This is a genomic window from Streptomyces sp. NPDC043738 (genome assembly GCF_056436545.1).
In genome coordinates, this window is record NZ_JBWKCJ010000015.1 from 127,949 (window position 1) to 153,814 (window position 25,866).

Below are 25,866 nucleotides of genomic sequence, written 5' to 3' on the forward strand. Positions count from 1 at the left end.
CTTTTTTTTCCCCCCTCCCCCCCCTCCCCCCCCCCCCCCCCCCCCCCCCCCCCCCCCCCCCCCCCCCCCCCCCCCCCCCCCCCCCCCCCCCCCCCCCGTCACCGGCAGCCGAACAGCCCCGCGCAGCGGCCCCGCCCGCCGCAGGCGAACCCACAACAACCCCCACGGCGGGAAAGCCGACAACGTGGGAGGCAGCCCAAGCGCACGCGTCACGGCGCCAGGACGTCCAGTTCCGCCATCGCCCCCGCCGTGATCTCGCGCGTCAATCGTTCCGCGCGGTCCGCGTCGCCCGTGCGGACCGCCTCGGCGACCTGGACGTGGAGGGTGACCGCGGCCGGGTCGGGGTCGGTGAACATCACGTGGTGCTGGGTGCGGCCGGTCAGGACGGCGGCGACGACGTCGCCGAGGCGGGCGAACATCTCGTTGCCGGAGGCGGTGAGGATCACCCGGTGGAAGGCCATGTCGTGGACGAGGTAGGCGTCGAGCTGCTGGCCGCGTGAGGTGGCGACCATGCCCATGGCGTGTTCGGTGAGTTCGGCGCACTGGGCGGGCGTGGCGTGCTGGGCGGCGAGCCCCGCGGCGACCGGTTCGACGGCCGAACGCAGCACGGTCAGCGAGCGCAGCTGCCGGGGGCGGTCGCGGCCGGCCAGCCGCCAGCCGATCACCCGCGGGTCGTAGACGTTCCACTCCTCGGTGGGCCGGACGGTCACCCCCACGCGGCGCCGGGAGGCGACCAGCCGCATGGATTCCAGTACCCGGATCGCCTCGCGGATGACCGTGCGCGAGACGTCGAAGCGCTGCTCCAGTTCGTCCGTGCGCAGGATCGTGCCCGGAGGGTAGTCGCCCGCGGTGATCGCGGGTCCGAGGGACTCCAGCACACGGGCGTGCAGCCCCTTCCCCTCGTTTTCCATGGGGCAAGCCTACGTTCCCGCACTCCGGCCAATTAAGTATGACGTTTGCGTCACAGGGGCTTGAATACGTCGTACCTAATGGGTTTCAGTGGGGCGCACGAGGTCGAGGAAGACAGCGAGGTAACAGGGGATGAGCACGCCCGACGCCACCCGCGACGTCATCGTCGTGATGGGTGTGGCCGGTACCGGCAAGACCACGATCGGCCCGCTGGTGGCCGCCGAGCTGGGCGTGCCGTACGCCGAGGGCGACGACTTCCATCCGCCGGCCAACATCGCCAAGATGTCGGCGGGCGTCCCGCTGGACGACGACGACCGGGGCCCCTGGCTCGACGCGATCGGCCGCTGGGCGCACGGCCGGGCCGGGCGGGGCGGGGTCGTCAGCAGCTCCGCGCTCAAGCGCGCCTACCGCGACCGGCTGCGCGCCGCCGCCCCCGGAATCGTCTTTCTGCACCTCACCGGCGAGCGCGCGCTGATCGAGGCGCGGATGGCCGAGCGCAAGGGCCACTTCATGCCGGCCGCGCTCCTGGACTCCCAGTTCGCCACGCTCGAACCGCTCGGGCCGGACGAGGCGGGCGTCGCCGTGGATGTGTCCGGTACCCCGCAGCAGATCGCCGGGCGGGCGGTGGCCGCGCTGCGCGCCGCCGCACCCGCCGGATAGCACCGGGCCCCGCCCGGACCCGCACCACCACCCCCCGCTCCTCCCCGTACGTCCAAGCAAGGGAATCGCCGTGACTCATCTCAGCGTGGAGATGCTCGCAGCGGACGCGACCGAGCCGATCACCTCGGCCGGTCACGCACAGCTGGGCATCGCCGTCCTGGCCGGCATAGCCGTCATCGTCCTGCTCATCTCCAGGTTCAAGCTGCACGCCTTCCTGTCGCTGATCATCGGCTCGCTGGTGCTCGGCGCGGTGGCCGGTGCGCCGCTCGACAAGGCCATCGCCAGCTTCTCCGCCGGGCTGGGGACGACCGTCGCGGGCACGGGCGTGCTGATCGCGCTCGGCGCCGTCCTGGGCAAGCTGCTCGCCGACTCCGGTGGCGCCGACCAGATCGTGGACACGATCCTGGCGAGGGCGTCAGGCCGTGCCATGCCCTGGGCGATGGTGCTGATCGCCGGGATCGTCGGACTGCCGATCTTCTTCGAGGTCGGCATCGTGCTGCTGATCCCCGTGGTGCTGCTGGTCGCCAAGCGCGGCAACTTCTCGCTGATGCGGATCGGCATCCCGGCGCTGGCCGGACTCTCCGTCATGCACGGGCTGATTCCGCCGCACCCCGGTCCGCTAGTGGCGGTCGACGCGGTCGGCGCGAACCTCGGGATCACCCTCGCGCTCGGCGTCGTCGTCGCCGTCCCGACCGCGATCATCGCCGGTCCGGTCTTCTCCCGTTACGCGGCCCGGTGGGTGGACATCCACCCGCCGGAGCGGATGCTCCACACCCCCGCGGACTCCGCGGACACCGCGGCCGGGCGCACCGGTGACGGCCTTCAGAAGCGGCCCGGCTTCGGGATCACCGTCGCCACCGTGCTGCTGCCGGTCGTGATGATGCTGGCCAAGGCGCTGGTGGACATCGTCGTCGACGATCCCGAGCACACCGTCCAGCGGGTCTTCGACGTCGTCGGCTCGCCGCTGATCGCGCTGCTGACCGCCGTGGTCGTCGCGATGTTCACGCTCGGCCGGGCGGCCGGGTTCACCCGCGGCAAGGCCGCCGCCACGGTCGAGCGGTCGCTCGCCCCGATCGCCGGTGTGCTGCTGATCGTCGGTGCGGGCGGCGGCTTCAAGCAGACCCTGGTGGACGCCGGCGTCGGCCAGATGATCCTGGACGTCTCCAAGGGCTGGCACATATCCACGCTGCTGCTGGCCTGGCTGATCGCGGTCGCCATCCGGCTCGCGACCGGCTCCGCGACGGTGGCCACCATCTCCGCCGCCGGGCTTCTCGCCCCGCTCGCCGCGGAGTTGAGCACCACGCACGGCGCGCTGCTGGTGCTGGCGATCGGCGCCGGCTCGCTCTTCTTCAGCCATGTCAACGACGCCGGCTTCTGGCTGGTCAAGGAGTACTTCGGCATGAACGTCGGCCAGACGCTGAAGACCTGGTCGGTGATGGAGACCCTGATCTCGGTGGTCGGGATCGTCTGCGTGCTGCTGCTCTCCCTGGTCCTGTAGGGCGGACCACCGCCCCGGGCGCCCCACCCCCCTCAGGCGCCCGTTCCCGGCACGAGGCCGTACGAGCGGATTCCCGCTGGTACGGCCTCGTGCGCATGTCGGGTCAGGCGGCGGGCCGGGCGGCGCCGACGTACGACGCCAGGGCCGCGGTCAGCTGCGCGGTGGCGTCCCCGGCCGGTGCGGCGAGGGCGACGTAGCCGTCCGGGCGGATCAGGAACACGGTGGGGCCGGCACCGTACGCGTCGCGGACATGGCCGTCGGTGTCGACCAGGTCGGGCGACGGGCCGCCCACGCGGACGACGCGCAGCAGGTCCGGGTCGGCCGGCAGCGCACCGGTGTCCAGGCCGGTGTCGCCCAGCGTCAGCACGGTGAAGTGCGGGCCCCGGTAGGCCTCGAAGAGCCGGATGGGCTTTCCGTCGGCGGTGTGGCACGGGGCGTCGGGGGCGCGGTGGCCGGCGCGGAGCGCGTCCTGGTCGAGGTCCGTGCGCAGCTCCCGGGTCAGCGGGCCGTCGGGGTAGCCGAGATCGAGCTGGTGCAGGTCCCGGCCGCGGCGCATCTCGCCGGAGCGGTGCAGCCGGGTGCTGGTCTGGAGGATGTGCTCGGCTATCGGGCGGCGCTCGGCCTGGTAGCTGTCCAGGAGGGTGTCGGGCGCGCCGTGGCGCAGCACCTGGCCGAGCTTCCAGCCGAGGTTGTAGGCGTCCTGGACGCTGGTGTTCAGGCCCTGGCCGCCGGCCGGGGAGTGGATGTGGGCCGCGTCGCCGGCCAGGAAGACCCGGCCCTCGCGGTAGGAGTCGGCCATCCCGGCCTTGGGGCGGTAGACGGAGGACCACAGGACCTCGCCGATCTGCTCGACGGCCAGGTGGGTGTGCCGGGCGAGCGCGGCGCGTACGGCCTCGGGCGCGGTGTCGGGCTGCTCGGTGAACGCGGCCGTGAGGGTCTGGAAGTAGTCGGTGCCGACAAGGGGGAGGGCCGCCGCGAAGCCCCCGTTCGGCAGCTGCCAGCGGTGCCAGTGGTCCCGGTCGAGGCCGTCGATCCGGACGTCGGCGAGCAGCGCCGCGCCGGGCTCCAGTGCCGGGCCGCTCATATTCGTGCCGAGGGCCCGGCGGACGGTGCTGCGTCCGCCGTCGGCGGCGACGAGGTAGCGGGCGTGTACGGTGCGCGCTTCGCCGTCGGGGCCCCGGAGTTCGGCCGTCACCGCGTCCGAGTCCTGGTTGAACGCGGTGAGTTCGGTGCCGAAGAGCACCTGGCCGTCGAGCTCCCACAGCCGCTCGTGCAGCAGCTCCACGTTGCGGAACTGCGGCAGCATCAGGGCGTTGGAGTGGGGCGCGGAGGGCGTCGGGTCGACCCGCTCGATCATGTCGTGGACCTGGGTGATCCGCCCGTCCTCCCAGAGCGCCATCCGCGGGTAGCGCCCGCCGGCCGCCCGTGCGGCGTCCAACAGGCCGAGGTCCTCGTAGACCTCCTGGGTGCGCGGCTGCACTCCGGTGCCGCGGGCGCCGAGGGAGAGGTGTTCCTGCCGCTCGACGATCAGGGCGCGCACCCCGCGGCGGGCGAGGTCGATGCCGAGGGCGAGGCCGGTCGGGCCCGCTCCGGAGACGAGTACGTCGACGTCGGTAACACCGGCACTGTCCTTAACGTTGTTAAGTTCCATGGCTGGGAGGATGCCCTTAACGGTGTTAAGTTGTCAACATGGTTTCGCGTATCGATCGCCGACAGGTCGTGGACACCGCCCTGCGGCTGCTGAACGAGGTGGGTCTCGACGGGCTCACGCTGCGCCGGATCGCCAAGGAGCTGAACGTCCAGGCGCCCGCCCTCTACTGGCACTTCAAGAACAAGCAGGAGCTGCTGGACGAGATGGCCACCGAGATGCTGCGCCGGATGACCGCGCCGCTGATCGGGCCGGGCGGCGAGGCGGCGGGGATGGGCGACACCTGGCAGGAGGCGCTGCTGACCACCTGCCGCAGGCTCCGGCGGGAACTGCTCGGCTACCGCGACGGCGGCAAGGTCTTCAGCGGGACGCGGATGACCGACGAGAGCTACGCACTGCCGCTGCAGAACCTGTTGGGCCGGCTCACGCGGACCGGCATCCCGCTGGGCATGGCGGCGCGGGCCTGGTGGACCGCGTACAACTTCACCATCGGGCTGGTCATCGAGGAGCAGTCGGTCTACCCGGAGCCGGGCGAGCCGGAGGCCCGCGGGCCGGAGAGCCGCGACCCGGCCTACGACCTGGAGCGTCGCGAGCAGCAGCTGGGTGCGCGCTATCCGCTCGCGGCGCAGGCGGGCCAGGAGATGTTCGGCGACCTGGAGCGCAGCTTCGAGGACGGGCTGCGGTTCATCGTCGCGGGGATCGAGGCGACGGCCGCCAGGGCATAGGCCCTGGCGGGCCGTCTTCGGTCAGCGGGGATCGATCGCCCGCTTGAGGCGTGGCGTCAGCGGGCGCTCGACGAAGCGGTGCAGCAGCCAGGCCAGCAGCAGCATCAGGCCCACGGTCAGCGGCAGCGTCGCGTACGACGGCAGGCCGAGGGTGCGGTGCAGGGCGCCGACGACGACCCAGCCCAGGTGCTCGTGGACGAGGTAGAAGGGGTAGGTCAGCGCGCCGGCGACGGTCAGCCAGCGCCAGTTCGCCCAGCGGAACCTGCCCAGGGCGACGGCCGCGACCAGCGCGAAGCCGACGGTGACGACGGCGACGATGCCGGCCGCCGAGCGGTAGGAGAACGCGGTGGCCGACGGCACGTGCCACAGTCCCGCGACCGCGTAGTGCTGCCCGATCAGCCAGCTGACCAGCACTGTCGCCCAGGCGATCGGATCGCGGGCGCCGTAGCGGTGCAGGAGGTACAGGCCGATGCCGCCGATGAAGAAGGGCGCGTACTCGGGCATCAGGACGGTGTCGAGGAACGGCTCGTGGGCTGCCTGCGCGAGCGCGGCAGCCAGCGTCCAGCCGGCGCAGAACAGCACGACGCGGCCGCGGGTGGCGCCCGGCAGGACGACGCAGAGCGCGAAGAGGGCGTAGAAGCGCATCTCCGCCCAGAGGGTCCAGCACACGCCCAGGACCCGGTGGACGCCCAGCGGCTGCTGCAGCATGGTCAGATTCGTCAGCACCTCGCTGGGCGAGAGCGCCTTGTAGGCGACCCAGGGGAGCGCGAAGACCGCGGTGACCAGGAGGATCGCCGCCCAGTACGCCGGATAGAGCCGGGAGATCCGGCCGGCGACGAACGCGCGCAGGCTGCGGCCCCAGCCGCTGAGGCAGATCACGAAGCCGCTGATCACGAAGAAGATCTGCACGCCCAGGCAGCCGTAGGCGAACAGCGGCGCGGCGGTGGGGAACTGGTGGGCGGGGGAGCCGCCCCAGGCCTGGGCTATCTCGCCGCCGCGCCCCGCGTAGTGGTACCCGGCGACCATCAGGGCGGCGAGCAGCCGCAGCCCGTCGAGGGCGCGCAGCCGCGACGGTCCGCCGCGGCTGCGCACGCGTATGACGGGCTGCGGCGCGGGGGCACCGCGGTCCGGTGCTGGGGCGGGCGCACCGGCCGTCAGCTGGGGGGTGGTCATCCGAACGCGGCCCGCTTCTTCAGCCGCCGCTGTACCGCCCGCGCACTGCGCGCGACCCTGCGGACGGTGGCGTTGCGCGGGATGAACGCCAGCTGGGACGGGATCGCGCCGGGCAGCGCCAGCGCGGTCAGCCGCCGGCGCTTGAAGTAGCGCCAGGTGACCTGGTCGAGGTGGGCGGCGAGATAGCGCTCGGCGGCCGGGCGCAGCTGCGGGTAGATCTGGTGCTGCATCGCATAGCCCACCGCGGTGAGAAGCCCCTCGATCTCCCGGGGGGTGGCCGGTGTGCGGGGCCCGCCGTCCGCGCCGCGCTCGTCGAGGCCCGGTACCAGGGCGTCCACGATCGTGACCGGGATGCGATTGCTGTTCTGGTACGGGGTCAGGCGCTCCAGCAGCAGACCGGTGCCGGTGCGGGCGGTGTCCAGACCGTAGAAGGTGGCCGCGGTCAGCAGCGCGGTGGAGAAGCAGCCGACCACCAGGGCGGGCCGGACCCGCTGGTAGAGCACCTCGGCCAGGACCGGGCTGTCCAGCACCGTCAGCGCGATGTCCAGCTTCTCGGCCTCCCGCTCCAGCATCCGCGACCAGCGGGCCGGCGCGGACGGGTGCGGCTTGAAGACGATCTCGCGGTGGCCGCGCTCGGCGGCGCCGCGCACCATCCGCACATGCAGCTGCTCCTCCTCCTCGGGTGTGAGGATGCCGAGCGCGGAGAGGTACTGGCCCAGCAGCAGCGCGGCGCCCTCGGGGACGTCCAACGGGCCGCCGGCGTCGGAGATCTCGCCGAGCACCTTGGTGAAGGCGTCGGTCGGCACGGTCTGCGGCTCGACGCCGAACTCGGTCAGCAGCAGCGGCGTCAGCCCCGGCACCAGGTCCAGGTGCAGCAGCCGGTCGATCCGGGTGCCGACCAGCGGGTCGAGCTTGTTGCGGGTGGGGCCGTAGCTCATCAGGCCGTCGGCGTAGACGTCGATCGGTGCGTCCGGGAACAGCTGGCAGATCGCCAGCGCCGGGTTGACCTGGATGGACTCCACGACCAGATGGACGTGGTCGTCGCCAAGTCCCCACAGCAGGCGCAGATACCGCTCCCACAGGGGGACGTCGTCCGCGCGCGGGGACCAGCCGCCGGGGTGGAAGGGGCTGATCGTCTCGTTCCAGGACAGCACGCGGTCGAAGCGGCCGCGCAGCCGGTCGAAGCCGGGCATGGTGTCCAGCGACGCGGTGGTCTCCGGGGTCGTGGCGTTGTTGCTGAGCAGCAGCAGCCTGCGGTCGGCCGGTGCGAAGCAGTCGGCGTCCAGCGCGGCGGCGAGCGTCGCCGCGCCGTAGAGCGTGGACGCCACGAAGATCTGGGTACGCGGTCGGGTGGGCATCAGGCGGCGACCTCCGCCGGGACCGGGCGACGGCGCAGCCGCCGCAGCCGGGACGCGCGCTGCACATCCATCGAATCCAGGGCTTCCTTCAGTACGTCCTGCGGCATGCGTTTCATGGCCGCGGCGCTCATCGAGCGCAATTTACGGGCGACCTGCGGCTCGAATCTTTCGATCGAACCGAGATGGTGGGAAATGATCGCGCAATAGGTGCGCACCGCCTTGGGCAGCAGTACATCCGCATCGCGATCTTGCGCGGTTTCCTCGATCACCTGGTCGAATGCGCGGATGAAGTCCAATTGGCGCACGTCGCCGATCTGTGTGAGCGAGGAGGCCACCCCGCGCCGGTAGAAGACGCCGAGCAGCCCGACCACCGCCATGGACCGCGTCTCGCGGTGCAGCCGCCAGATCCACGGACGGTCCTCCGCGGTACGCAGCCCGTCCCGGAAGTGCAGCACCCCGTCGTCCAGCAGCCGGCGGTGGTACATCCCCGCCCACGCGAAGGCGTAGTCGACGGAGGTGGAGCGGTCGGCGGGCAGGATGACGTCGCGCGGGTTCATCACCACACCGCGCCGGCCGTGCGGCACGCGGTGCACGGTGCGGGCCCGCGCGGTGCACTGGACATGGTCGGTGCGCACGAAGTCACACCCCAACTCCTCTATAGCGGCCAGGAGTTCGGCGAAGTAGCCGGGGGCGAGCCAGTCGTCGCCGTCCAGGAACGTCAGATACTCGCCGCGGGCCGCGTCCAGACCCGTGTTGCGGGCGGTGGCCAGACCGCCGTTCTGCTCGTGCCGCAGCACTCTGGCGCCCGGCAGCTCGCGCTCGGCGCGCGCGAGGATCTGCGGGGTCTCGTCGCGCGAGCAGTCGTCGACGAGCAGGAATTCAAAGTCCTCACGGGCGTTCGCCGCCAGGCTTTTCAGGGTGTCGGGCGCGTATGTCTGCACGTTGTAAAACGGCACGATGACGGAGAGCTTAACCACCCGGGTGACGTTAGGTGCGGAGCCGGCATTCGTCTTTACGCGGTGCGGGCACCCAGGTGAACGAAGAATGGCGGGATGGTTAACCAGGCCGGTTATCGGGCCGGTTCGCCATTCGTCGACCCGCTGTTAACCCTTTGTTGCGGCCCAGTTGGCCCGCCAAACGGAATGCCTTCCTAGCGTCTTCGACGTGCCATCACGTACCACTTCTTCGCCGCGAGTCGCCGTGCTCGCCGACTCGGATACCCGATGGAAATGGGGCGCTTTGACAGCGTACCGGATCCAATCGGACATCCGACTCGACGGGTATCTGCTCCGCGGCCGCGCCACGCCCACGGTCCGCCAGCTCGACGAGGTCGGCGCCCGTGCGGATTCGCTGCGCGAAATCAGGGGAGTCGACTTCGTGCGGTCCGTCGACCGCACGCGGTACGACGTCGTCGTGCTGGCCTGCGTGGGCGGCGCGGTGCAGGCGATGCTGCACGGCCTGGCCCGCGCCTGGGACGCCGCCGAGCGCCGCCCCGTCGTCGTCACCGGCTATGTCGGCGTGGTCTACGAAAAGCTCGCCGACGGACTGCTGCTGCGGCACGGCGCGGACGTCGTGCTCGCCAACTCCCGCCACGACGCGGACCGTTTCCGCGAGGTCTACCGCGGCGTCGGCGCCGACGACGACAGCGTCGTCGAATGCGCCCTGCCCTTCCTCGGCGGCGACCGCTACACCGGCGAGGGCGACCCCTACACCGTGGTGTTCGCCGCCCAGCCCTCCGTCCCGGAGAGCCGCGCGGACCGAACGTACCTGCTGCGCCGTGCCGTTGAGCACGCCCGCAGGCACCCCGACCGCGAGGTGCTGATCAAGCTCCGCAGCAAGCCGGGCGAGCACACCACGCACATCGAGGAACTGCCCTACCAAAAGCTCGCCGCCAAGGCCCCCGGCGGACTGCCCGCCAACTGCCGCCTGGTGTACGGCAACATGGGCGAGGTCCTGGACCGCACCGACCTGATGGTCACGGTCAGCTCGACCGCCGCACTGGAGTCGCTGCACCGCGGCATCCCCACCGCCGTCCTGACCGACCTCGGCATCCGCGAATCCCTCGGCAACCACCACTTCCTCGGCTCCGGCTGCCTGGCCTCCTGGGACGAGCTGGACGCCGGACACCGGCCGGAGCCCGACCGGGAGTGGCTGGCCCGCCAGGGCGTGGCCGCGGACGGGGCATACGAGAAGGCCTTCGACGCCGCCCGCGCCCGGGTCACCGAGCTGCGCGAGGCCGAGCAGCTGCCGGCGATCGCCCCGTACTACACCCCCCGCACCGCACCCGGCTACCTCCCCGGCATCCTCGCCCGGCACGGCCTGGACCCGCAGGGCGAGCCGCTCCCCGGCTACGCCGACGCCCCCGAGGAGACCGGCGGACTGCGCCGGGTCGCCCGCGAGACCGTGCGCGAGGCCGCCCGCGGCGCCTATCGCCACGGCGTCCAGCGCGTCGCCCCCGCCATCCGCCGCTGGGGGCAGCTGTGACCGGCCCCGGTGCGACCTCCCCTGTGACCTCCCCAGGCCCCCGCCTCCCCAAGGAGCCCGCAATGCCACCCACAGTCGTGGCCGTCATCCCCGCCCGCGGCGGATCCAAGGGCGTCCCCGCCAAGAACCTCGCCGCCGTCGGCGGTGTGCCCCTGGTGGCCCGCGCGGTCCGCGAGTGCCGCGCCGCCCGCCTGGTGACCGACGTGGTGGTCTCCACCGACGACGCCGGGATCGCGGCCGCCGCCCGCGGCGCCGGAGCGGTCGTCGTACGGCGCCCCGGCGACATCGCCGGCGACACCGCCACCAGCGAGGCCGCGGTGCTGCACGCCATGGACGCCTACGAGGCCGAGCAGGGCACCACCGTCGACGCGGTGCTGCTGGTCCAGTGCACCAGCCCGTTCATCGTCCGCGAGGACATCGACGGGGTCGCCGCCGCGGTCGTCGAGGGCGGCGCCGACAGCGCGCTGACCGTCGCCCCCTTCCACGGCTTCGTCTGGCGCGACGCCGAACCGGCCGACGCCGGCACCGCCCCCGCCGCCGACGGCGGCCACGGCGTCAACCACGACAAGTCCTTTCGGCCCCGCCGCCAGGACCGCCCCCAGGACCTGCTGGAGACCGGCGCCGCCTACGCCATGGACGCGGCCGGCTTCCGCACCAGCGGCCACCGCTTCTTCGGCCGCACCGAACTCGTCCGCACCGACCCCGCCCGGGTGCTGGAGATCGACGATCCGCACGATCTCGCCCGCGCCCGCGCCCTCGCGCCGCTGCTGGACGCCCCCCGGCCCGGAGCCCTGCCCACCCGTGACGACATCGACGCGGTGGTACTGGACTTCGACGGCACCCAGACCGACGACCGGGTGCTGATCGACGCCGACGGACGGGAGATCGTCGCGGTGCACCGCGGCGACGGCCTCGGCATCGCCGCCCTGCGCAAGGCGGAGCTGAAGCTGCTGATCCTGTCCACGGAGACCAACCCGGTCGTCGCCGCACGGGCCCGCAAGCTGCAGGTGCCCGTCCTGCACGGCATCGACCGCAAGGACCTCGCCCTCAAGCAGTGGTGCGAGGAAGCGGGCATCGAGCCCGAGCGCGTGCTCTACGTCGGCAACGACGTCAACGACCTGCCGTGCTTCGACCTCGTCGGCTGGCCCGTGGCGGTCGCCGGAGCACACGACGTGGTGCGCGGCGCGGCCCGCGCGGTCACCGCGACGCCCGGCGGCAGCGGCGCGATCCGCGAGATCGCCGCCTGGCTGCTGGGCCCGTCCCTCTGACCCCACCCCTCTGACCCCACCCCCGCACACCCCCATATCCACACGAAGGAATCTCCCCATGAGCAGCAACTCCCGCCTCCGCACGCTCGGCGACCGTGAGGCCGGCCCCGGCCGCCCCGTCTACGTCACCGGCGAGATCGGCATCAACCACAACGGTGACCTGGAGAACGCCTTCGCGCTGATCGACGCCGCCGCCGACGCCGGCTGCGACGCGGTGAAGTTCCAGAAGCGGACCCCGGAGATCTGCACCCCGCGCGACCAGTGGGACATCGAGCGCGACACCCCCTGGGGCCGGATGACCTACATCGACTACCGCCACCGCGTGGAGTTCGACGAGGACGGCTACCGCGCCATCGACGACTACTGCAAGAAGCGCGGCATCGCCTGGTTCGCCTCCCCCTGGGACGTGGAGTCCGTCGCCTTCCTGGAGAAGTTCGACGTGCCCTGCTACAAGGTCGCCTCCGCCTCCCTCACCGACGACGAGCTGCTGCGCGCCATGCGCGCCACCGGCCGCACCGTCATCCTGTCGACCGGCATGTCCACCCCCAAGCAGATCCGGCACGCCGTCGAGGTCCTGGGCAGCGACAACATCCTGCTCTGCCACGCCACCAGCACCTACCCGGCCAAGGCCGAGGAGCTCAACCTGCGCATGATCAACACGCTGCAGGACGAGTACCCCAACGTCCCGATCGGCTACAGCGGCCACGAGACCGGCCTGCAGACCACCCTCGCCGCGGTCGCCCTGGGCGCCACCTTCATCGAGCGCCACATCACCCTCGACCGCGCCATGTGGGGCTCCGACCAGGCCGCCTCCGTCGAGCCCGGCGGCCTGTCCCGCCTGGTCCGCGACATCCGCACCATCGAGGAGTCCCTCGGTGACGGCGTCAAGAAGGTCTACGACAGCGAGCTCGGCCCGATGAAGAAGCTGCGCCGGGTCGCCGGCGTGGTCGCCGAGGCGGAGACCGCCGGCGCCGAGCCGGCGGCGGTCTGACGGCCCACGAGCCACACACGGGAGCCATGGTGAGCTCACCTGAAGGGACCCGCGCCGCGCCCGTCACACCCGGCGCAGGGATCCCGCCCCAGGAGACGACGGGTACTCCCGCCCGTCGTCTCCTGGGGGTGCCGCGGCAGCGCCACCGCACCGCACCCGCGGGCGACGGGCGGCGATCGGCCGCCCCGGACTCCGCCACCCTCGCCTTCGTCGAGAGCCCGGTGCAGCTGCTGAACGTCCTGGAATGGGCGCACGCGGCGACGGCGGAAGACGGCCGCGGCGGCACCGCCGACACCGGCCGGGCCACCGCGGCCCCGCTCGCGCTCACCGTCGTCGTGCTCTCCCCGCACGACCCGATGACCCGCGGCCAGCTGCGCAGGATGGCCGAACTCGCCCGCGACGAAGGCCATACGGTGCGCTGGGAGGAGGCCCGCGGCGGCCCCACCGCCCCGATGCGGACCGTCGGCGGACTCACCCCGCTGCTGCGCCGCGCCCACCGGGTCGTCATCGGCGACCCGTTCTCCCGCTACGTGCAGTTGCTGCTCACCCTCACCAAGGCACGCGACCTGGTGGTGGTCGACGACGGCACCGCCACCATGGAGTTCATCTCCCAACTCGCCCGCGGGGAGCGACTGGTGCGCTGGCACCGGCACGGCAGCGGCCGCGGCCCGCGGGACCTGGTCTTCGCGCCGTTCTCGGCCACCGCCCGCCGCCGGCTCACCCCAGCACCCGAGGGCGGCCGGCGCACCGTCGGGCTGTTCAGCTCGATGCCGGTCGAGGCCCCGCCGGGCGTGGCCGTCACCACCAACGAGTTCGCCTGGACCCGGGCGCGCTTCGGACCGCCCCGGGTCATGGGCGCCGCCGACATCGTCGGCACCTCGCTGGTCGAGACCGGGGTCGTCGACGCCGACCGCTACCTGGAGGCGGTCGGCACACTGGCCCGCCGGCACGGCGCCAGCCGCTACTTCGCGCACCGCCGCGAGAGCACCGAGAAGCTGCGCCGGCTGGCCGGTGAGACCGGCCTGGAGGTCGTACGGCCCGATCTGCCGCTCGAACTGATCGCCCGGCGCGGGCCCATCGGACGCCTGATCGTCAGCTTCCCCTCCACCGTCGTGCACACCCTGCCGCTGGCGCTGGTGGGTACACAGGTGAAGGTCGCGGTCTGCGACATCGATCCGCAGTGGCTTACGGCCAACGCCTCACCGCGCGCACAGGGGTTCCTCGACGGCGTCACCGGAACCGCCCGTGACGTGCAACGACTCCCGTTCACCCAGCGGATGGCCGCCGGATGACCGCTGCGCGAAGCCGTACTTCATACCCTTCCCATAAACCGTCCATGCGCCGAGCGGGCTAGATTTTCTTCCCCTAAGGGGCTGAACTTTTGTTGATCGAGGGACAGTTGCCCCATCGGGACCCGTAACCTTCAACAGGTGAACCAACTGATGTCCCGCGATACCGACGACGCCGACGCCCCCGCCGACACCGCCGGAGGGGCCTCGCTCCCCGGCGCCCTGCCCGACGCACTGGGCGCCGAACTCATCGCCTTCCGCCGCGACTTGCACCGGCACCCGGAGCTGGGCAACCAGGAGTTCCGGACCACCGCGGCGATCAAGGAGCGCCTGGAGCGGGCCGGGCTGCACCCCCGCGTCCTGGCCACCGGCACCGGCCTGATCTGCGACATCGGTACGGACACCGCCGCCGACGTCCCGCTGCTGGCCCTGCGCGCGGACATCGACGCCCTGCCCATCCCGGACACCAAGACCGTCGAGTACGCCTCCACCGTCCCCGGCCGCGCCCACGCCTGCGGCCACGACGTCCACACCACCGTCGTCCTCGGCGCCGGCCTGGTCCTGGCCGAGCTGGCCCGCGCCGGCGCGCTGCCCCGCCCGGTACGGCTGATCTTCCAGCCCGCGGAGGAGGTGCTGCCCGGCGGCGCCCCCGACGCGATCGAGTCCGACGTGCTCGAGGGCGTCGGCCGGATCCTCGCCGTGCACTGCGACCCGCGCGTCGACGCCGGCCGGATCGGGCTGCGCACCGGCCCGATCACCTCGGCCTGCGACCGGCTGGAGGTCGTCCTGGACGGGCCCGGCGGCCACACCGCCCGCCCGCACCTGACCACCGACATGGTCACCGCCGCCGCCCGGGTCGCCCTCGACGTGCCCGCGCTGATCGCCCGCCGGGTCGACGCCCGCGCCGGGCTCGCCGTCACCTGGGGCCGGCTGGCGTCCGGGCACGTCTGCAATGTGATCCCGCAGCGCGCCGAGCTGGCCGGCACCGTCCGGTGCCTCGAACTCGACGCCTGGCGCAAGGCCCCGGACCTGGTGCACGCGGCGATCGACGAGGTCACCGCCCTGTACGGCGCGAAGTCTCAGATCAACTACGTCCGCGGGGTGCCGCCGGTGGTCAACGAGGCGGACAGCGCCCAGCTGCTGATGGACGCCATGGCCGCCCGGCGCGGCATCCACAGCGTCGAGACCACCGAGCAGTCCCTGGGCGGCGAGGACTTCTCCTGGTACCTCGAACACGTCCCCGGAGCCATGGCCCGCCTCGGCGTCCGGCCACCCGGCGACCTCAGCCGTCACGATCTCCACCGCGGCGACTTCGACGTCGACGAGCGGGCGATCCAGGTCGGCGTGGAGCTCTTCACGGCCGCCGCGCTGCTGTCCCGCGGTTGAGTCAGACCCGACAGAATCGAACATTTCCGGCCGCCGTCGATCGCCTCGACGGCGGCCGTGGTGCTCGTCCGGGCGTCGTACGCCTCGAATCGATAACGGCTTTCAACCTGCCCTTTACCTGGCATCTACGCGCGTTACGATTCCGCGGAATCAGCGCCAATGGAGGCGCTACGAGTCGAAGGGGCCCCTCGTGCACCGGGTATCCAAGATCGTTGCCGCGGGCATCGCCACCGCGGCCCTCTCCGTTTCACTGACCGCCTGCGGCGAGTCCTCCACCGAGGCCGGTGGCAAGGACAAGGGTGTCGGGCTCGCCTTCGACGTCGGCGGCCGGGACGACCACTCGTTCAACGAGGCGGCGGCTCGTGGCGTGGACAAGGCCGAGAAGGACCTCGGTGTGAAGTCCAAGATGATGACCGCCAAGAACGGCGAGACCGAGGCGGACCGCGAGCAGCGGCTGTCCTCGCTGGCCGAGGCGGGCTTCAACCCGGTCATCGGGGTCGGCTTCAACTACGGCAAGTCCGTCAACAAGGTCGCCAAGCAGTTCCCGAAGACCACCTTCGGCGTCGTCGACTCCCCCTCCCAGGCCAAGAACGTCTACGGCATGGTCTTCGCCGAGCACGAGGGCTCCTACCTCGCCGGTGTCGCCGCCGCGCTGAAGAGCAAGACCCACAAGGTCGGCTTCATCGGCGGTGTGAACAACGCGCTGATCCAGAAGTTCCAGGCCGGCTTCGAGCAGGGCGTCAAGGACACCGACCCCAAGGCGAAGGTCACCTCCGAGTACCTCTACGCCAACGACGACAAGGGCTTCAACGACCCGGCCGCCGCGAAGGGCAAGGCCAAGGGCATGCTCGACGGCGGGATCGACGTCATCTACACCGCCGCCGGCCAGTCCGGCAACGGCTCGATCGAGACGGTCGCCGGCAAGAAGGGCGCCTGGGCGATCGGCGTCGACTCCGACCAGTACCTGCAGCCGGGCCTGGCCAAGTACAAGAACTCGATCCTCACGTCGGTGATGAAGAACGTCGACGTGGCGGTGTACGACCTGGTCAAGAGCGTCAAGGACAAGAAGCCGCTGAGCGGCGACAAGGCGTACACGCTCAAGGACAACGGCGTGCGGCTGTCCACCTCGGGCGGCTTCATCGACGACATCCAGGCCAAGATCGACGCGGCGAAGAAGAAGATCGCGTCGGGCGAGGTCAAGGTCAGCGACACGCCCGCCAAGTAGCTCCACCGCGGGGGGGGGGGGGGGGGGGGGGGGGGGGGGGGGAGAGAACCCCCCCCCCCCCCCCCCCCCCCCCCCTCCCCCCCCCCCCCCCCCCCCCCCCCCCCCCCCCCCCCCCCCGACCCGTTCGCCGGACCCAGCCGGCGTCCAGGCGATGTTCCGGCGTCAACGCTACGCGCGTAGCGAGGAGTTGGCGCGATATCGTCACCTCCCCGCTCCTCCTTACCACTCCCTGCTCCCGAGGAGAGTGCGCCATCAAAGCGTCCAGCAGTCCCCAGGCAGACAGCGCCCCCGCCGCGGCACCGGCGGTGGAACTCCGCGGGATCACCAAGCGGTTCCCGGGTGTCGTCGCCAACCACGACATCGACATCACCATCCGCCGCGGCACCGTGCACGCGCTGGTCGGCGAGAACGGTGCCGGCAAGTCCACGCTGATGAAGATCCTCTACGGCATGCAGAAGCCGGACGAGGGCACCATCAGCATCGACGGCGAACGGGTCAGCTTCCACAGTCCGGCCGACGCCATCGCCCGCGGCATCGGCATGGTGCACCAGCACTTCATGCTCGCCGACAACCTCACCGTCCTGGAGAACGTCGTTCTCGGCGGCGAGAAGCTGCACGGCATCGGCGGCAGGGCCCGCGCCGAGATCCTCAAGATCTCCGACCGCTACGGCCTCGGCGTCCGCCCCGACGTCCTCGTCGAGGACCTCGGCGTCGCCGACCGCCAGCGCGTGGAGATCCTCAAGGTCCTCTACCGCGGCGCCCGCACGCTGATCCTCGACGAGCCGACCGCGGTGCTGGTCCCGCAGGAGGTCGACGCGCTCTTCGACAACCTGCGCGAGCTCAAGGCCGAGGGCCTGACCGTCATCTTCATCTCCCACAAGCTGGGCGAGGTGCTCTCGGTCGCCGACGACATCACCGTCATCCGGCGCGGCACCACCGTCGCCTCCGTCGTCCCCAGCGAGACCACGCCCAAGCAACTCGCCGAGCTGATGGTCGGCAGCGAACTGCCCTCGCCGCAGACCCGCGAGTCCACCGTCACGGACGTGGAGATGCTCCGGGTCGAAGGGCTGAGCCTGGCCACCGCCGACGCGGAGGGAGTCGAGCGCACCGTCCTGAACGACGTGTCGCTGACCATCCGCAAGGGCGAGGTCCTGGGCATCGCGGGCGTGGAGGGCAACGGCCAGGCCGAATTGGTCGAGGCCATCATGGGCATGCGCGACCCCGACAGCGGCACCATCACGCTGGACGGCATCGACATCAGCCATCTGCCCACCCGCACCCGGCGCGAGGACGGCATCGGCTACATCCCCGAGGACCGCCACCGGCACGGCCTGCTGCTGGAGGCCCCCCTGTGGGAGAACCGCATCCTGGGCCATGTCACCGAAAAGCCCAACGCCAAGGGCCGGCGGCTGGACCTGAAGGCCGCCCGCGCCGACACCGAGCGGATCGTCCGCGAGTACGACGTCCGTACGCCCGGCATCGAGGTCACCGCGGCCTCGCTCTCCGGCGGCAACCAGCAGAAGCTGATCTTCGGCCGCGAGATGAGCCACCACCCCAAGCTGCTGATCGCCGCGCACCCCACCCGGGGAGTGGACGTCGGTGCCCAGTCGCAGATCTGGGACCAGATCCGCACCGCCCGCCGTGAGGGCCTCGCCGTACTGCTGATCTCGGCCGACCTGGACGAGCTGATCGGCCTGTCCGACGGCCTGCGGGTGATGTACCGCGGCCGGCTCGTCGCCGACGCGGACCCCGCCACCATCACCCCGGAGGAGCTGGGCTCGGCCATGACCGGCGCCGCCAGCGGCCATCTGACCCATTCCGACAGCGACACCGCCGCGGACTCGGAGCCGCGCCCGTCCCAGGAGGGAGAGTCCGAGTGAAGAAGCTCGACAAGAACAAGCTGATCCTGGGCATCGCCGCGCCCGTCCTGGCGATCGTCGCGGCGCTGGCCATCACCTCGGTGATCATCCTGGCCACCGGCAAGGACCCGATCCACGCCTACACGGTGATGGCCGACTTCGGCTCCAAGAGCGACAGCCAGGTCTGGATCATCAACAAGGCGGTCCCGTACTACCTGTCCGCGCTGGCCGTCGCCATCGGCTTCCGGATGAACCTGTTCAACATCGGCGTCGACGGCCAGTACCGCATCGCGGCGTTCTTCGCCGCGGTGGTCGGCGGTGCGCTGACCCTCCCCGGCTTCCTGCAGATCCCGCTGATCATCATCGTCGCGATGCTGGTCGGCTCGGTCTGGGCCGGTATCGCGGGCCTGCTGAAGACCACCCGCGGCGTCAGCGAGGTGATCACCACGATCATGCTGAACGCCATCGCGGCCGCCGTCATCGGCTACTTCCTCCAGGACGGCCGGCTCGCGATCAAGGACGGCAACCTCTTCCACACGCCGAACCTCCCGGCCTCCAGCCACTTCTTCACCATCCCCACCCAGCCCGCTCCGCTCGACGGCTTCCTCGTCGTCGCCGTCGTCGTCGGCTTCGCCTACTGGTTCGTGCTGGGCCGCACCCGCTTCGGCTTCGACCTGCGCACCGTCGGCCAGTCGGAGTCCGCGGCCGAGGCGGGCGGCGTCAACGTCAAGCGGATGATCGTCACCTCCATGCTGCTGTCCGGCGCCGCGGCCGGTCTGATCGGCATGCCGACGCTGCTCGGCGTCTCGTACAACTACGGCACCGACTTCCCCATCGGCATCGGCTTCACCGGCATCGCCATCGCGCTGCTGGGACGCAACCACCCGATCGGGATGGCCGCCGGCGCGCTGCTGTGGGGCTTCCTCGAACGCACCGGCACCCAGCTCGAGTTCGAGGACTACGAGCAGGAGATCGTCGGCGTGATGCAGGGCGTCATCGTGCTGTGCGTCGTCATCGCCTACGAACTCGTGCGCCGCTACGGCCTCAGACTCCAGCAGCGGCAGGTCGGCGAGGAGCTCGCCGCCCAGGCCCGCAAGACCGAGAAGGCGGAGGTGTCCTCGTGAGTACGAACCTCACGGCTCCGGTCGACCAGAGCCCCCATCACCACAAGCCCAAGACCCCCCGGGCCAGGCTCAGCTACCCCAAGGTCCTGCTGATCATCTCGGGCAGCCTGATCCTGCTCTCCCTGCTGCGGATCGTCACCGGCGCCAACAACCTGACCGAATCGGGCCAGTACATCGCCGCGCTCAACGCCGCCGTGCCGATCGGTCTGGCCGGCCTCGGCGGCCTGTGGGCCGAGCGCTCCGGCGTCATCAACATCGGCCTCGAAGGCATGATGATGCTCGGCGCCTTCTCCGCGGGCGCGGTGGGCTGGCAGCACGGCCCCTGGGCCGCGGCGCTGGCCGGCGTCGTCGGCGGTGCGCTCGGCGGGCTGCTGCACGCCGTCGCCACCGTCACCTTCGGCGTCGACCACATCATCTCCGGTGTCGCCATCAACATCATGGCGCTCGGCCTGACCCAGTTCCTGGCCAAGCTGTGGTTCGGCGCGGACGGCAGCGCGGCCGCGGCGGCCGGCGGCAACGACAAGCAGTCGCCGCCGATGCCGGACATGCCGACGTTCACCGTCCCCGGCCTGTCCGACTGGCTGCACTCCATCGAGCAGCACCACTGGTTCCTGGTCTCCGACACCGCCGGCATCGCCGGCTCCCTGGTCACCAACGTCTCCTGGCTGACCGTGGTGACCGCCGTCCTGTTCGTGCTCACCTTCTACGTCCTGTGGCGCTCCGCGTTCGGCCTGCGGCTGCGCTCCTGCGGCGAGGGCCCGATCGCGGCCGAGTCGCTGGGCGTCAACGTCTACCGCTACAAGTACGCGGCGGTGCTCGTCTCCGGTGCGCTGGCCGGCCTCGGCGGCGCGTTCCTGGCGATCTACGTCCACATCTACCAGGACGGCCAGACCGGCGGCCGCGGCTACATCGGCCTCGCCACCATGATCTTCGGCAACTGGCGGCCGGGCGGCGTCGCCATGGGCGCCGGCCTGTTCGGCTTCATGGACGCGCTCCAGCTGCGCGGCGGCGGCCCGACCGTCCACGCCCTGCTGCTCCTGCTCGCCGTGCTGCTGGTCGGCCTGGCGCTGTGGAAGCTGCGCGGCGGGCAGCGCACCCAGGCCGTGCTCAGCCTGGTCGCGGCCGCGCTGCTCGCCCTGTGGTACGCCACCACCGACACGGTCCCGCTGGAGATCGTCGGTGTCGCCCCGTACATCGCTACGCTGCTGGTGCTCTCGCTGGCCGCGCAGCGGCTGCGGCCACCGAAGGCGATCGGCAAGATCTACCGAAGAGGCCAGGGCAAGTGAACTCAGCTCCCGACTGGGAGTCACTGCGCGCACAGGCCCGGGACGCGATGTCCCGGGCCTACGCCCCGTACTCCGACTACCCCGTCGGCGCCGCCGCCCTCGTCGACGACGGCCGCACCGTCACCGGCTGCAACGTCGAGAACGCCTCCTACGGCCTGGGCCTGTGCGCCGAATGCGGCCTGATCTCCGCCCTGTTCGCCGGCGGCGGCGGCCGGCTCACGGCCTTCACCTGCGTCGACGGCGCCGGCGAGCTGTTGGTCCCCTGCGGCCGCTGCCGCCAGCTGCTGTGGGAACACGGCGGCCCGGAGCTCCTGGTGGACACCCCGGCGGGCATCCGCCCCCTGTCGGACCTGCTGCCGGACGCGTTCGGGCCGGGGCATCTGGCGGGGTGAGGGGCCTGGGGGCGGAGGGCTGACGGGCGAGGGGCGACAGCCCTTCTTGTACGGCCCTTAGGGGTGCCATCGCCCGATTAGGGCGTGGACCCCGCCACCCACCCCCGCCACCCACCCCATAGGCACCCGGCCGCCCGACTCGGGTGAGCGGACGGCCGACGGCCCCGGCTCTCTCGGGGACGAGAGCCGGGGCCGCAGGTCGATGCGACGTCAGGTATCAAACGTGTTGTGGCACGCGTCGCACGTGGCGGACTTACCGTTGTGGACCAGCCTGCCGCCACAACCTTCAACGGGGCACATGGGCGCTCACCTCCTCTCGACGCGTCGTTTCATTGGTGCGGCCCGACCGTCGCGGAAGGAGCGCCGTCCGCCGCCGCGTTGGTCATGTAGGCGGTGAAGAGCTGGAAGCCCTTCATCTCAAAGCGCCGGTCCCCGGTGAGTCCGGCGTGCTGGAGGCACCACCCCTGCGCATCATCGGCAGACTCGGTATCGACACAGCGTTCCCCACAGTCCAGACACTCACCGACGAACCGCACTTCCGAATCGGCCGCCAGCGTCCACTCGGCAAACCGGTAACGCGCCCTCATACCAGCCGCTCCGGACGCTCCGGGGTATCTCCGCCCGCCGTCTCCATGGCGTCGACGCACTCGGCGAGACCGCGCAGCATCGCCGCGATCTCCTCTTCGGTCAGGTCATCCATCCACGCCGTACGGGCCTTGACCTCCGCCCGCATCTGATCGAGCTGCCGGTACAGATCCCGGTACCTGATGTGCCGGTGCCATGCTTCCTCGGCCCGGTCACGCAGCCGCGACCACACGCCCGCGCTCACGGCTGCCCCGCCTTCGGGTGGGAATGGCTACGCAACTCGATGTTGCAGTCGATCACCTTCGACATGTCCCCGACGGCGCGCGCCGTCGCGCGCTGCCCGGCCAGGGCCGTGCACACATCGCACCCGGCAACCGGCACAGGCTCCGCCAACGGAACCGGATCCATCAGGTGAACGGGGCGGCAGCTGCGGGGCATCAGCCCACCACCTCCGCACCGTGAATCCAGCGCTGGCCTACGTCGATACCGTGCACAGCCTGCCGCAACACCCGGTGTCGGCCGTGCTGCGTCCGCTGTTCTCGCCGTTCCTCGGTAGTGAGGACGTACGGACGGACAAGGGCCGAGTCCTCGCCACGTAACAGCGTCGAATGCCTGATGGGTCCGCCGGGAAGCACTGGCCTTGGCGCGTCGGTGCACACTGCGGTGGGCACCGCGCGGGCCGACCGGTGACGGCCACCCGCGGGAAGCAGCAGCCGTAGCAGCAGGATGAATAATCTCGTTGTAGCGTTGGTCATGTTGTCAACTCCCTTGCAGTTGACGGCCACGCCCCCGGACGCATGCAGCGCGTCGCGGGGGTCCTCGCATTCGTCTTGCGAGGAGGGCCTGTCCTCGCTCTAGGCAACCCCTCCGCTACGGTCAGCGGTACTGTTGTGCCGGCAGCGGCTTTTAAGAGCTTTAAGTGTTCGTACGCACCGGGGAGTTGAGGGCTCATGGGCACTCGGGAACCCAACCGGCACCTTGAACGGCTTTACCGGCAGACCGGCTGGACGCTGCGGCAGTTCGTCCAGGCCGTGAATCGGGTCGGAACCGAGCGAGGTACCCCGCTCAAGTACCGCGAGCCCTCAGCCCATCAGTGGCGCCAAGGGCACCTGCCCAAGGAGACGGCCAGACCGCTGATCCTGGAAGCCCTGGCGCGGCAGCTGGGCCGTCCCATCACCCATGCCGAGGCCGGCTTCCCGACACCTGCCAGCAGCTCGGACGGCACTCCGAGTACGACCGAAGGGCTTATCGATCTCGGTAGGGGAGATATGGATCCCTCACGGCGTGGCGTCCTCGGTATAAGTCTCTTTTCCGTTGCGCTGGCCGTGCCCAATTGGCCAGAAGTGGCGGGACGAATGGAAGCCGTCCAGACCGGCCACACTCAGCGCATTGGCATGCCAGAGGTCGACATGGTTATTGCGATGACCGAACGACTGTCAGAACTCGACGACCAATTCGGAGGGCGGCACGCCCGCCCGATGGCTGCGGCTTTCCTGGTGAACACGGTAGCCCCGTATCTACGGGCGGAGGCCTCCGAATCCGTACGCAAGGCGATGATGTCGGCTGCTGCCGACTTGAGCTATCTCACCGGGTACATGGCCGTGGACGAATGCGCTCACGGCCTCGCGCAGCAGTATTACCTCAAGGCGTTGGAGCTCGCCGGAGCGGCAGAGGACCACTTGACGTACTGCACCACGCTGCGCGGGATGAGCGTTCAGGCCGTTGATCTAGGGCACGGCAGGGAGTCGAAGCGGCTCGCTGACGCTGCCGCTGCCGCGTCTCCACAAGCTGGTCCACGCATGCGGGCGTTCCTTGCCGGACAGCAGGCGCACGCGTCCGCGCAGATCGGCGAGCACGGTAACGCGCTGACGTACCTGCGAGAGGCCGAGGTGGCCATGGAGAAGGCTGAATCCCGTGGGAAAGCATTCGGCTCGTATGATCCATCGGCCCTGAACTACCACATCAGCCAGGTCCGGCACGAACTCGGCGATGTTCCCGGCTCCATCAAAGCCATGCAGGAATCGGACCAGGTGCGCTACAGCGTGTATCGCCGCGCCCGTGTACGGCATCGCGCAACCCTGGCTGAGCGTCAATTGGAAATCGGCCACCTGGAAGCAGCCTGTACGACATGGAATCTCGCTCTGGACGACTACCCTTTGGTTCAGTCGGGCCGGGCAGATCAACGCATGCGCACCATGTTCAAGCTGATCCGCCCCCACCTCAAGAATCACGCCGCACGGGAACTCCACGAACGCGCTCGGCTTGTGGCTCCAGCCTCACTCTTGGCCTAGGCCCTGTCCGGTGGAGCACTGCTGGAGGCGGCGCTTCCGTTTCGATGGCGAGCGTAGCCGTCGGCGTTCGCTCAGCCTCGATGCCGGCCGCCTCGCCTGAACGATCGCGAAGTGATCATCCCCGCCGCCCCGTTACCCTCCGGGGGAGCAGCCGCCGAAGCGTAGGGATGCCGAGATGGACGAAGAACCGCTGTCGGAATGGGCGGAGCGCCGGGACGCGAAGGTCGGACGGCTCCGCGCGATTCCCCTCGTCACCGGTGACGGGCCCAAAGGCTCGCATCTGAACCCGGACGCGCCCCGTGTCATCCAGCGATGGAACGGACACTCCTGGGAACCCCACGGCTTCGCGTCCGACCTCGCCGAGACAAAAAGGATCTTGTACCCCGAGGTCATCGAGCCCCCGGCCTCGGGGCCTGCGCCCCAGCTCGGCGCAGGCACGGGCAGGCACCGCAAGCCGCAGGCGCCACGGCCGGACCGCTAGGGACCGGCCAGTGACGAACATCCTCGACGACGAGCAGCGCTTGATCCGGGAGCGCGTTTCGCTCACGCAGCAGATCGACCGTGGAAGCACGGTGCTGTCGTCGCAGCTGGCGGGAGCGTTCCTCAACGTTCCCCGGCATCCGTTCGTCCCCGTCTTCTACCGGCGGGAGTCGGAACGGTTCATCCCCTGGCGAATCACCGACAGCGACGCGGACGCATGGCTCGCCGCCGTGTATGCGGACGACTCCCTCATCACCGAGGTGGACGGCGTACATGCCGAGCAGGCCGACCTGGGCGGAGTGTCCGGTGTGCCCACGTCGTCCTCGACCGCGCCGAGCCTCATGGCGGACATGCTCGACGCCCTCGACGTGAACGAAGGGGACGAGGTGTACGAGGCCGGTGCCGGCAGCGGCTACAACGCCGCACTGCTCTGCCACCTGGCCGGGGACGAACACGTCACCACCGTGGACCGCTCCGAAGCCCTCACGACCCTGGCCCGCGAACGGCTCAACGCCGTCGGCTTCGACCCACTGGTGGTCCATGGCGATGGCGCGCGCGACCTCCCGTCCGATGCGAGGTACGACCGCGTCATCGCCACGGCCTCCGTGCGTCGCATTCCGCCTCTGTGGCTGGAACGATGCCGCGTCGGCGGCATCCTGGTCGTTCCCCTCAAGGGCACCCTGGCTGGCGGTATGCTCGCGCGGCTTACGAAGCAGCCGGATGGCACTGCCGCCGGCCACATCCTGCACACCCCGGCCGCCTTCATGCCGCTCAAGAGCGGCGCCGAGGCGGAGGTGCGGGTACCCGAGATCCTCGACGGTCCATGCGGTGCTGCCGAGCTCTCCGGGCGTGTGCTGGACGACTGGACGTTCTCTTTCTTCGCCCAGCTTCATATGCCGCACGGCCTTGTCCGCACATACGGCCAGAGCGACGACGGCCTGCACGTCACCACGTTGTACGACCCCGCGGACGGCTCGGCGACCCGTATCGAGGACCTGCCGGAGGGGCCGTCGCTGGTGACCTCCACGGGACCGCGCAACCTGTGGGGACCGATCGAAGCAGCCCACCGGCGTTGGCGGCGACTCAACCGGCCGCGACGTGAGTGGTTCACCATCGAAGCAACCCCCGCCGAGCAGACCGTGAGCTATACGGCGCCGGACGGGCAGGTGCACCGCTGGGCGATCTAGTCGATATTCGCGCCCCCGCGACACCAGCGACAGCAGCGAGGGGGGACG

General features: G+C 71.0%; 24 protein-coding genes. 17 read left to right on the forward strand and 7 right to left on the reverse strand.

Annotation, left to right across the window (positions count from 1 at the left end):
• Window positions 1–209: 209 nt before the first annotated feature.
• The gene (locus tag AC0680_RS20845; RefSeq protein ID WP_478630764.1) at window positions 210–911 is read right to left on the reverse strand and encodes a FadR/GntR family transcriptional regulator; all 702 of its coding nucleotides are present in this window, start codon (window positions 909–911) and stop codon (window positions 210–212) included.
• A gap of 130 nt (window positions 912–1,041) precedes the next feature.
• Here AC0680_RS20845 and AC0680_RS20850 point away from each other — a divergent pair, with 130 nt between their 5' ends.
• Window positions 1,042–1,569: a gluconokinase gene (locus AC0680_RS20850; protein WP_478630766.1), complete on the forward strand. Its 528-nt coding sequence runs from the start codon at window positions 1,042–1,044 to the stop codon at window positions 1,567–1,569.
• Window positions 1,570–1,639: 70 nt separating this feature from the next.
• Window positions 1,640–3,067, forward strand: coding sequence for a GntT/GntP/DsdX family permease (locus tag AC0680_RS20855; RefSeq protein ID WP_478630768.1), 1,428 nt, complete (start codon window positions 1,640–1,642; stop codon window positions 3,065–3,067).
• Between the two features lie 103 nt (window positions 3,068–3,170).
• On the opposite strand, the gene AC0680_RS20860 is transcribed toward AC0680_RS20855, so the two are convergent.
• The gene (locus AC0680_RS20860; protein ID WP_478630771.1) at window positions 3,171–4,718 is read right to left on the reverse strand and encodes an FAD-dependent monooxygenase; all 1,548 of its coding nucleotides are present in this window, start codon (window positions 4,716–4,718) and stop codon (window positions 3,171–3,173) included.
• A 38-nt stretch (window positions 4,719–4,756) separates the two neighbouring features.
• On the opposite strand from AC0680_RS20860, the gene AC0680_RS20865 reads away from it, so the two are divergent.
• Window positions 4,757–5,440 carry a TetR/AcrR family transcriptional regulator C-terminal domain-containing protein gene (locus tag AC0680_RS20865; protein WP_478630772.1) on the forward strand — a complete coding sequence of 228 codons (684 nt, stop codon included), beginning with the start codon at window positions 4,757–4,759 and terminating at the stop codon, window positions 5,438–5,440.
• 21 nt (window positions 5,441–5,461) lie between these two features.
• Here the strand turns inward: AC0680_RS20865 and AC0680_RS20870 are convergent, their stop codons facing one another.
• The 3 genes from AC0680_RS20870 to AC0680_RS20880 are packed head-to-tail and all read right to left on the reverse strand — an operon-like array spanning window position 5,462 to window position 8,948.
• On the reverse strand, window positions 5,462–6,613 hold the full coding sequence (locus AC0680_RS20870; RefSeq protein WP_478630774.1) for an acyltransferase family protein: 1,152 nt from the start codon (window positions 6,611–6,613) through the stop codon (window positions 5,462–5,464).
• Complete coding sequence (locus AC0680_RS20875; RefSeq protein WP_478630776.1) at window positions 6,610–7,971, reverse strand: polysialyltransferase family glycosyltransferase; 1,362 nt, start codon at window positions 7,969–7,971, stop codon at window positions 6,610–6,612. Before AC0680_RS20875 ends, AC0680_RS20870 begins: the two co-directional genes overlap by 4 nt.
• The gene (locus AC0680_RS20880) at window positions 7,971–8,948 is read right to left on the reverse strand and encodes a glycosyltransferase family 2 protein (protein WP_478630777.1); all 978 of its coding nucleotides are present in this window, start codon (window positions 8,946–8,948) and stop codon (window positions 7,971–7,973) included. Before AC0680_RS20880 ends, AC0680_RS20875 begins: the two co-directional genes overlap by 1 nt.
• 223 nt (window positions 8,949–9,171) lie before the next feature.
• On the opposite strand from AC0680_RS20880, the gene AC0680_RS20885 reads away from it, so the two are divergent.
• The 10 genes from AC0680_RS20885 to AC0680_RS20930 all read left to right on the forward strand — a co-directional run bounded on the left by AC0680_RS20885 (window position 9,172) and on the right by AC0680_RS20930 (window position 21,275).
• Entirely contained in the window at window positions 9,172–10,455 is a 1,284-nt protein-coding gene (locus AC0680_RS20885; protein WP_478630908.1) for a DUF6716 putative glycosyltransferase, read from the forward strand.
• Between the two features lie 62 nt (window positions 10,456–10,517).
• Window positions 10,518–11,723 (forward strand): cytidylyltransferase domain-containing protein, encoded by a 1,206-nt coding sequence (locus AC0680_RS20890; protein ID WP_478630780.1) that lies wholly within the window; start codon window positions 10,518–10,520, stop codon window positions 11,721–11,723.
• A gap of 58 nt (window positions 11,724–11,781) precedes the next feature.
• Window positions 11,782–12,714 (forward strand): N-acetylneuraminate synthase family protein, encoded by a 933-nt coding sequence (locus AC0680_RS20895; protein WP_478630783.1) that lies wholly within the window; start codon window positions 11,782–11,784, stop codon window positions 12,712–12,714.
• A gap of 128 nt (window positions 12,715–12,842) precedes the next feature.
• A complete protein-coding gene (locus AC0680_RS20900) occupies window positions 12,843–14,006 on the forward strand; it encodes a hypothetical protein (RefSeq protein ID WP_478630785.1) in 1,164 nt (387 codons plus the stop codon).
• A gap of 150 nt (window positions 14,007–14,156) precedes the next feature.
• On the forward strand, window positions 14,157–15,389 hold the full coding sequence (locus AC0680_RS20905; RefSeq protein ID WP_478630911.1) for an amidohydrolase: 1,233 nt from the start codon (window positions 14,157–14,159) through the stop codon (window positions 15,387–15,389).
• 190 nt (window positions 15,390–15,579) lie between these two features.
• Window positions 15,580–16,614 (forward strand): BMP family lipoprotein, encoded by a 1,035-nt coding sequence (locus AC0680_RS20910; protein ID WP_478630787.1) that lies wholly within the window; start codon window positions 15,580–15,582, stop codon window positions 16,612–16,614.
• 251 nt (window positions 16,615–16,865) lie between these two features.
• Window positions 16,866–18,494, forward strand: coding sequence for an ABC transporter ATP-binding protein (locus tag AC0680_RS20915; RefSeq protein WP_478630914.1), 1,629 nt, complete (start codon window positions 16,866–16,868; stop codon window positions 18,492–18,494).
• Window positions 18,491–19,597 (forward strand): ABC transporter permease, encoded by a 1,107-nt coding sequence (locus AC0680_RS20920; RefSeq protein WP_478630789.1) that lies wholly within the window; start codon window positions 18,491–18,493, stop codon window positions 19,595–19,597. The genes AC0680_RS20915 and AC0680_RS20920 overlap by 4 nt, the downstream gene beginning before the upstream one ends.
• Window positions 19,594–20,883 carry an ABC transporter permease gene (locus AC0680_RS20925; protein ID WP_478630792.1) on the forward strand — a complete coding sequence of 430 codons (1,290 nt, stop codon included), beginning with the start codon at window positions 19,594–19,596 and terminating at the stop codon, window positions 20,881–20,883. The genes AC0680_RS20920 and AC0680_RS20925 overlap by 4 nt, the downstream gene beginning before the upstream one ends.
• Window positions 20,880–21,275: a cytidine deaminase gene (locus tag AC0680_RS20930; RefSeq protein WP_478630793.1), complete on the forward strand. Its 396-nt coding sequence runs from the start codon at window positions 20,880–20,882 to the stop codon at window positions 21,273–21,275. The genes AC0680_RS20925 and AC0680_RS20930 overlap by 4 nt, the downstream gene beginning before the upstream one ends.
• Before the next feature lie 329 nt (window positions 21,276–21,604).
• Here AC0680_RS20930 and AC0680_RS20935 read toward each other — a convergent pair whose 3' ends face one another.
• Both AC0680_RS20935 and AC0680_RS20940 read right to left on the reverse strand, forming a co-directional pair.
• A complete protein-coding gene (locus AC0680_RS20935) occupies window positions 21,605–21,862 on the reverse strand; it encodes a DUF7848 domain-containing protein (RefSeq protein WP_478630795.1) in 258 nt (85 codons plus the stop codon).
• Window positions 21,859–22,104: a hypothetical protein gene (locus AC0680_RS20940; RefSeq protein ID WP_478630798.1), complete on the reverse strand. Its 246-nt coding sequence runs from the start codon at window positions 22,102–22,104 to the stop codon at window positions 21,859–21,861. Before AC0680_RS20940 ends, AC0680_RS20935 begins: the two co-directional genes overlap by 4 nt.
• 214 nt (window positions 22,105–22,318) lie before the next feature.
• On the opposite strand from AC0680_RS20940, the gene AC0680_RS20945 reads away from it, so the two are divergent.
• The 4 genes from AC0680_RS20945 (at window position 22,319) to AC0680_RS20960 (ending at window position 25,818) form a co-directional block, all read left to right on the forward strand.
• Window positions 22,319–22,459, forward strand: a complete 141-nt coding sequence (locus tag AC0680_RS20945) for a hypothetical protein (protein WP_478630799.1) — start codon at window positions 22,319–22,321, stop codon at window positions 22,457–22,459.
• A gap of 351 nt (window positions 22,460–22,810) precedes the next feature.
• Window positions 22,811–24,151, forward strand: a complete 1,341-nt coding sequence (locus tag AC0680_RS20950) for a tetratricopeptide repeat protein (protein WP_478630800.1) — start codon at window positions 22,811–22,813, stop codon at window positions 24,149–24,151.
• A 175-nt stretch (window positions 24,152–24,326) separates the two neighbouring features.
• Window positions 24,327–24,632 carry a DUF6087 family protein gene (locus AC0680_RS20955; RefSeq protein ID WP_478630803.1) on the forward strand — a complete coding sequence of 102 codons (306 nt, stop codon included), beginning with the start codon at window positions 24,327–24,329 and terminating at the stop codon, window positions 24,630–24,632.
• Window positions 24,633–24,642: 10 nt separating this feature from the next.
• Window positions 24,643–25,818: a methyltransferase domain-containing protein gene (locus tag AC0680_RS20960; RefSeq protein ID WP_478630806.1), complete on the forward strand. Its 1,176-nt coding sequence runs from the start codon at window positions 24,643–24,645 to the stop codon at window positions 25,816–25,818.
• Window positions 25,819–25,866: the final 48 nt, after the last annotated feature.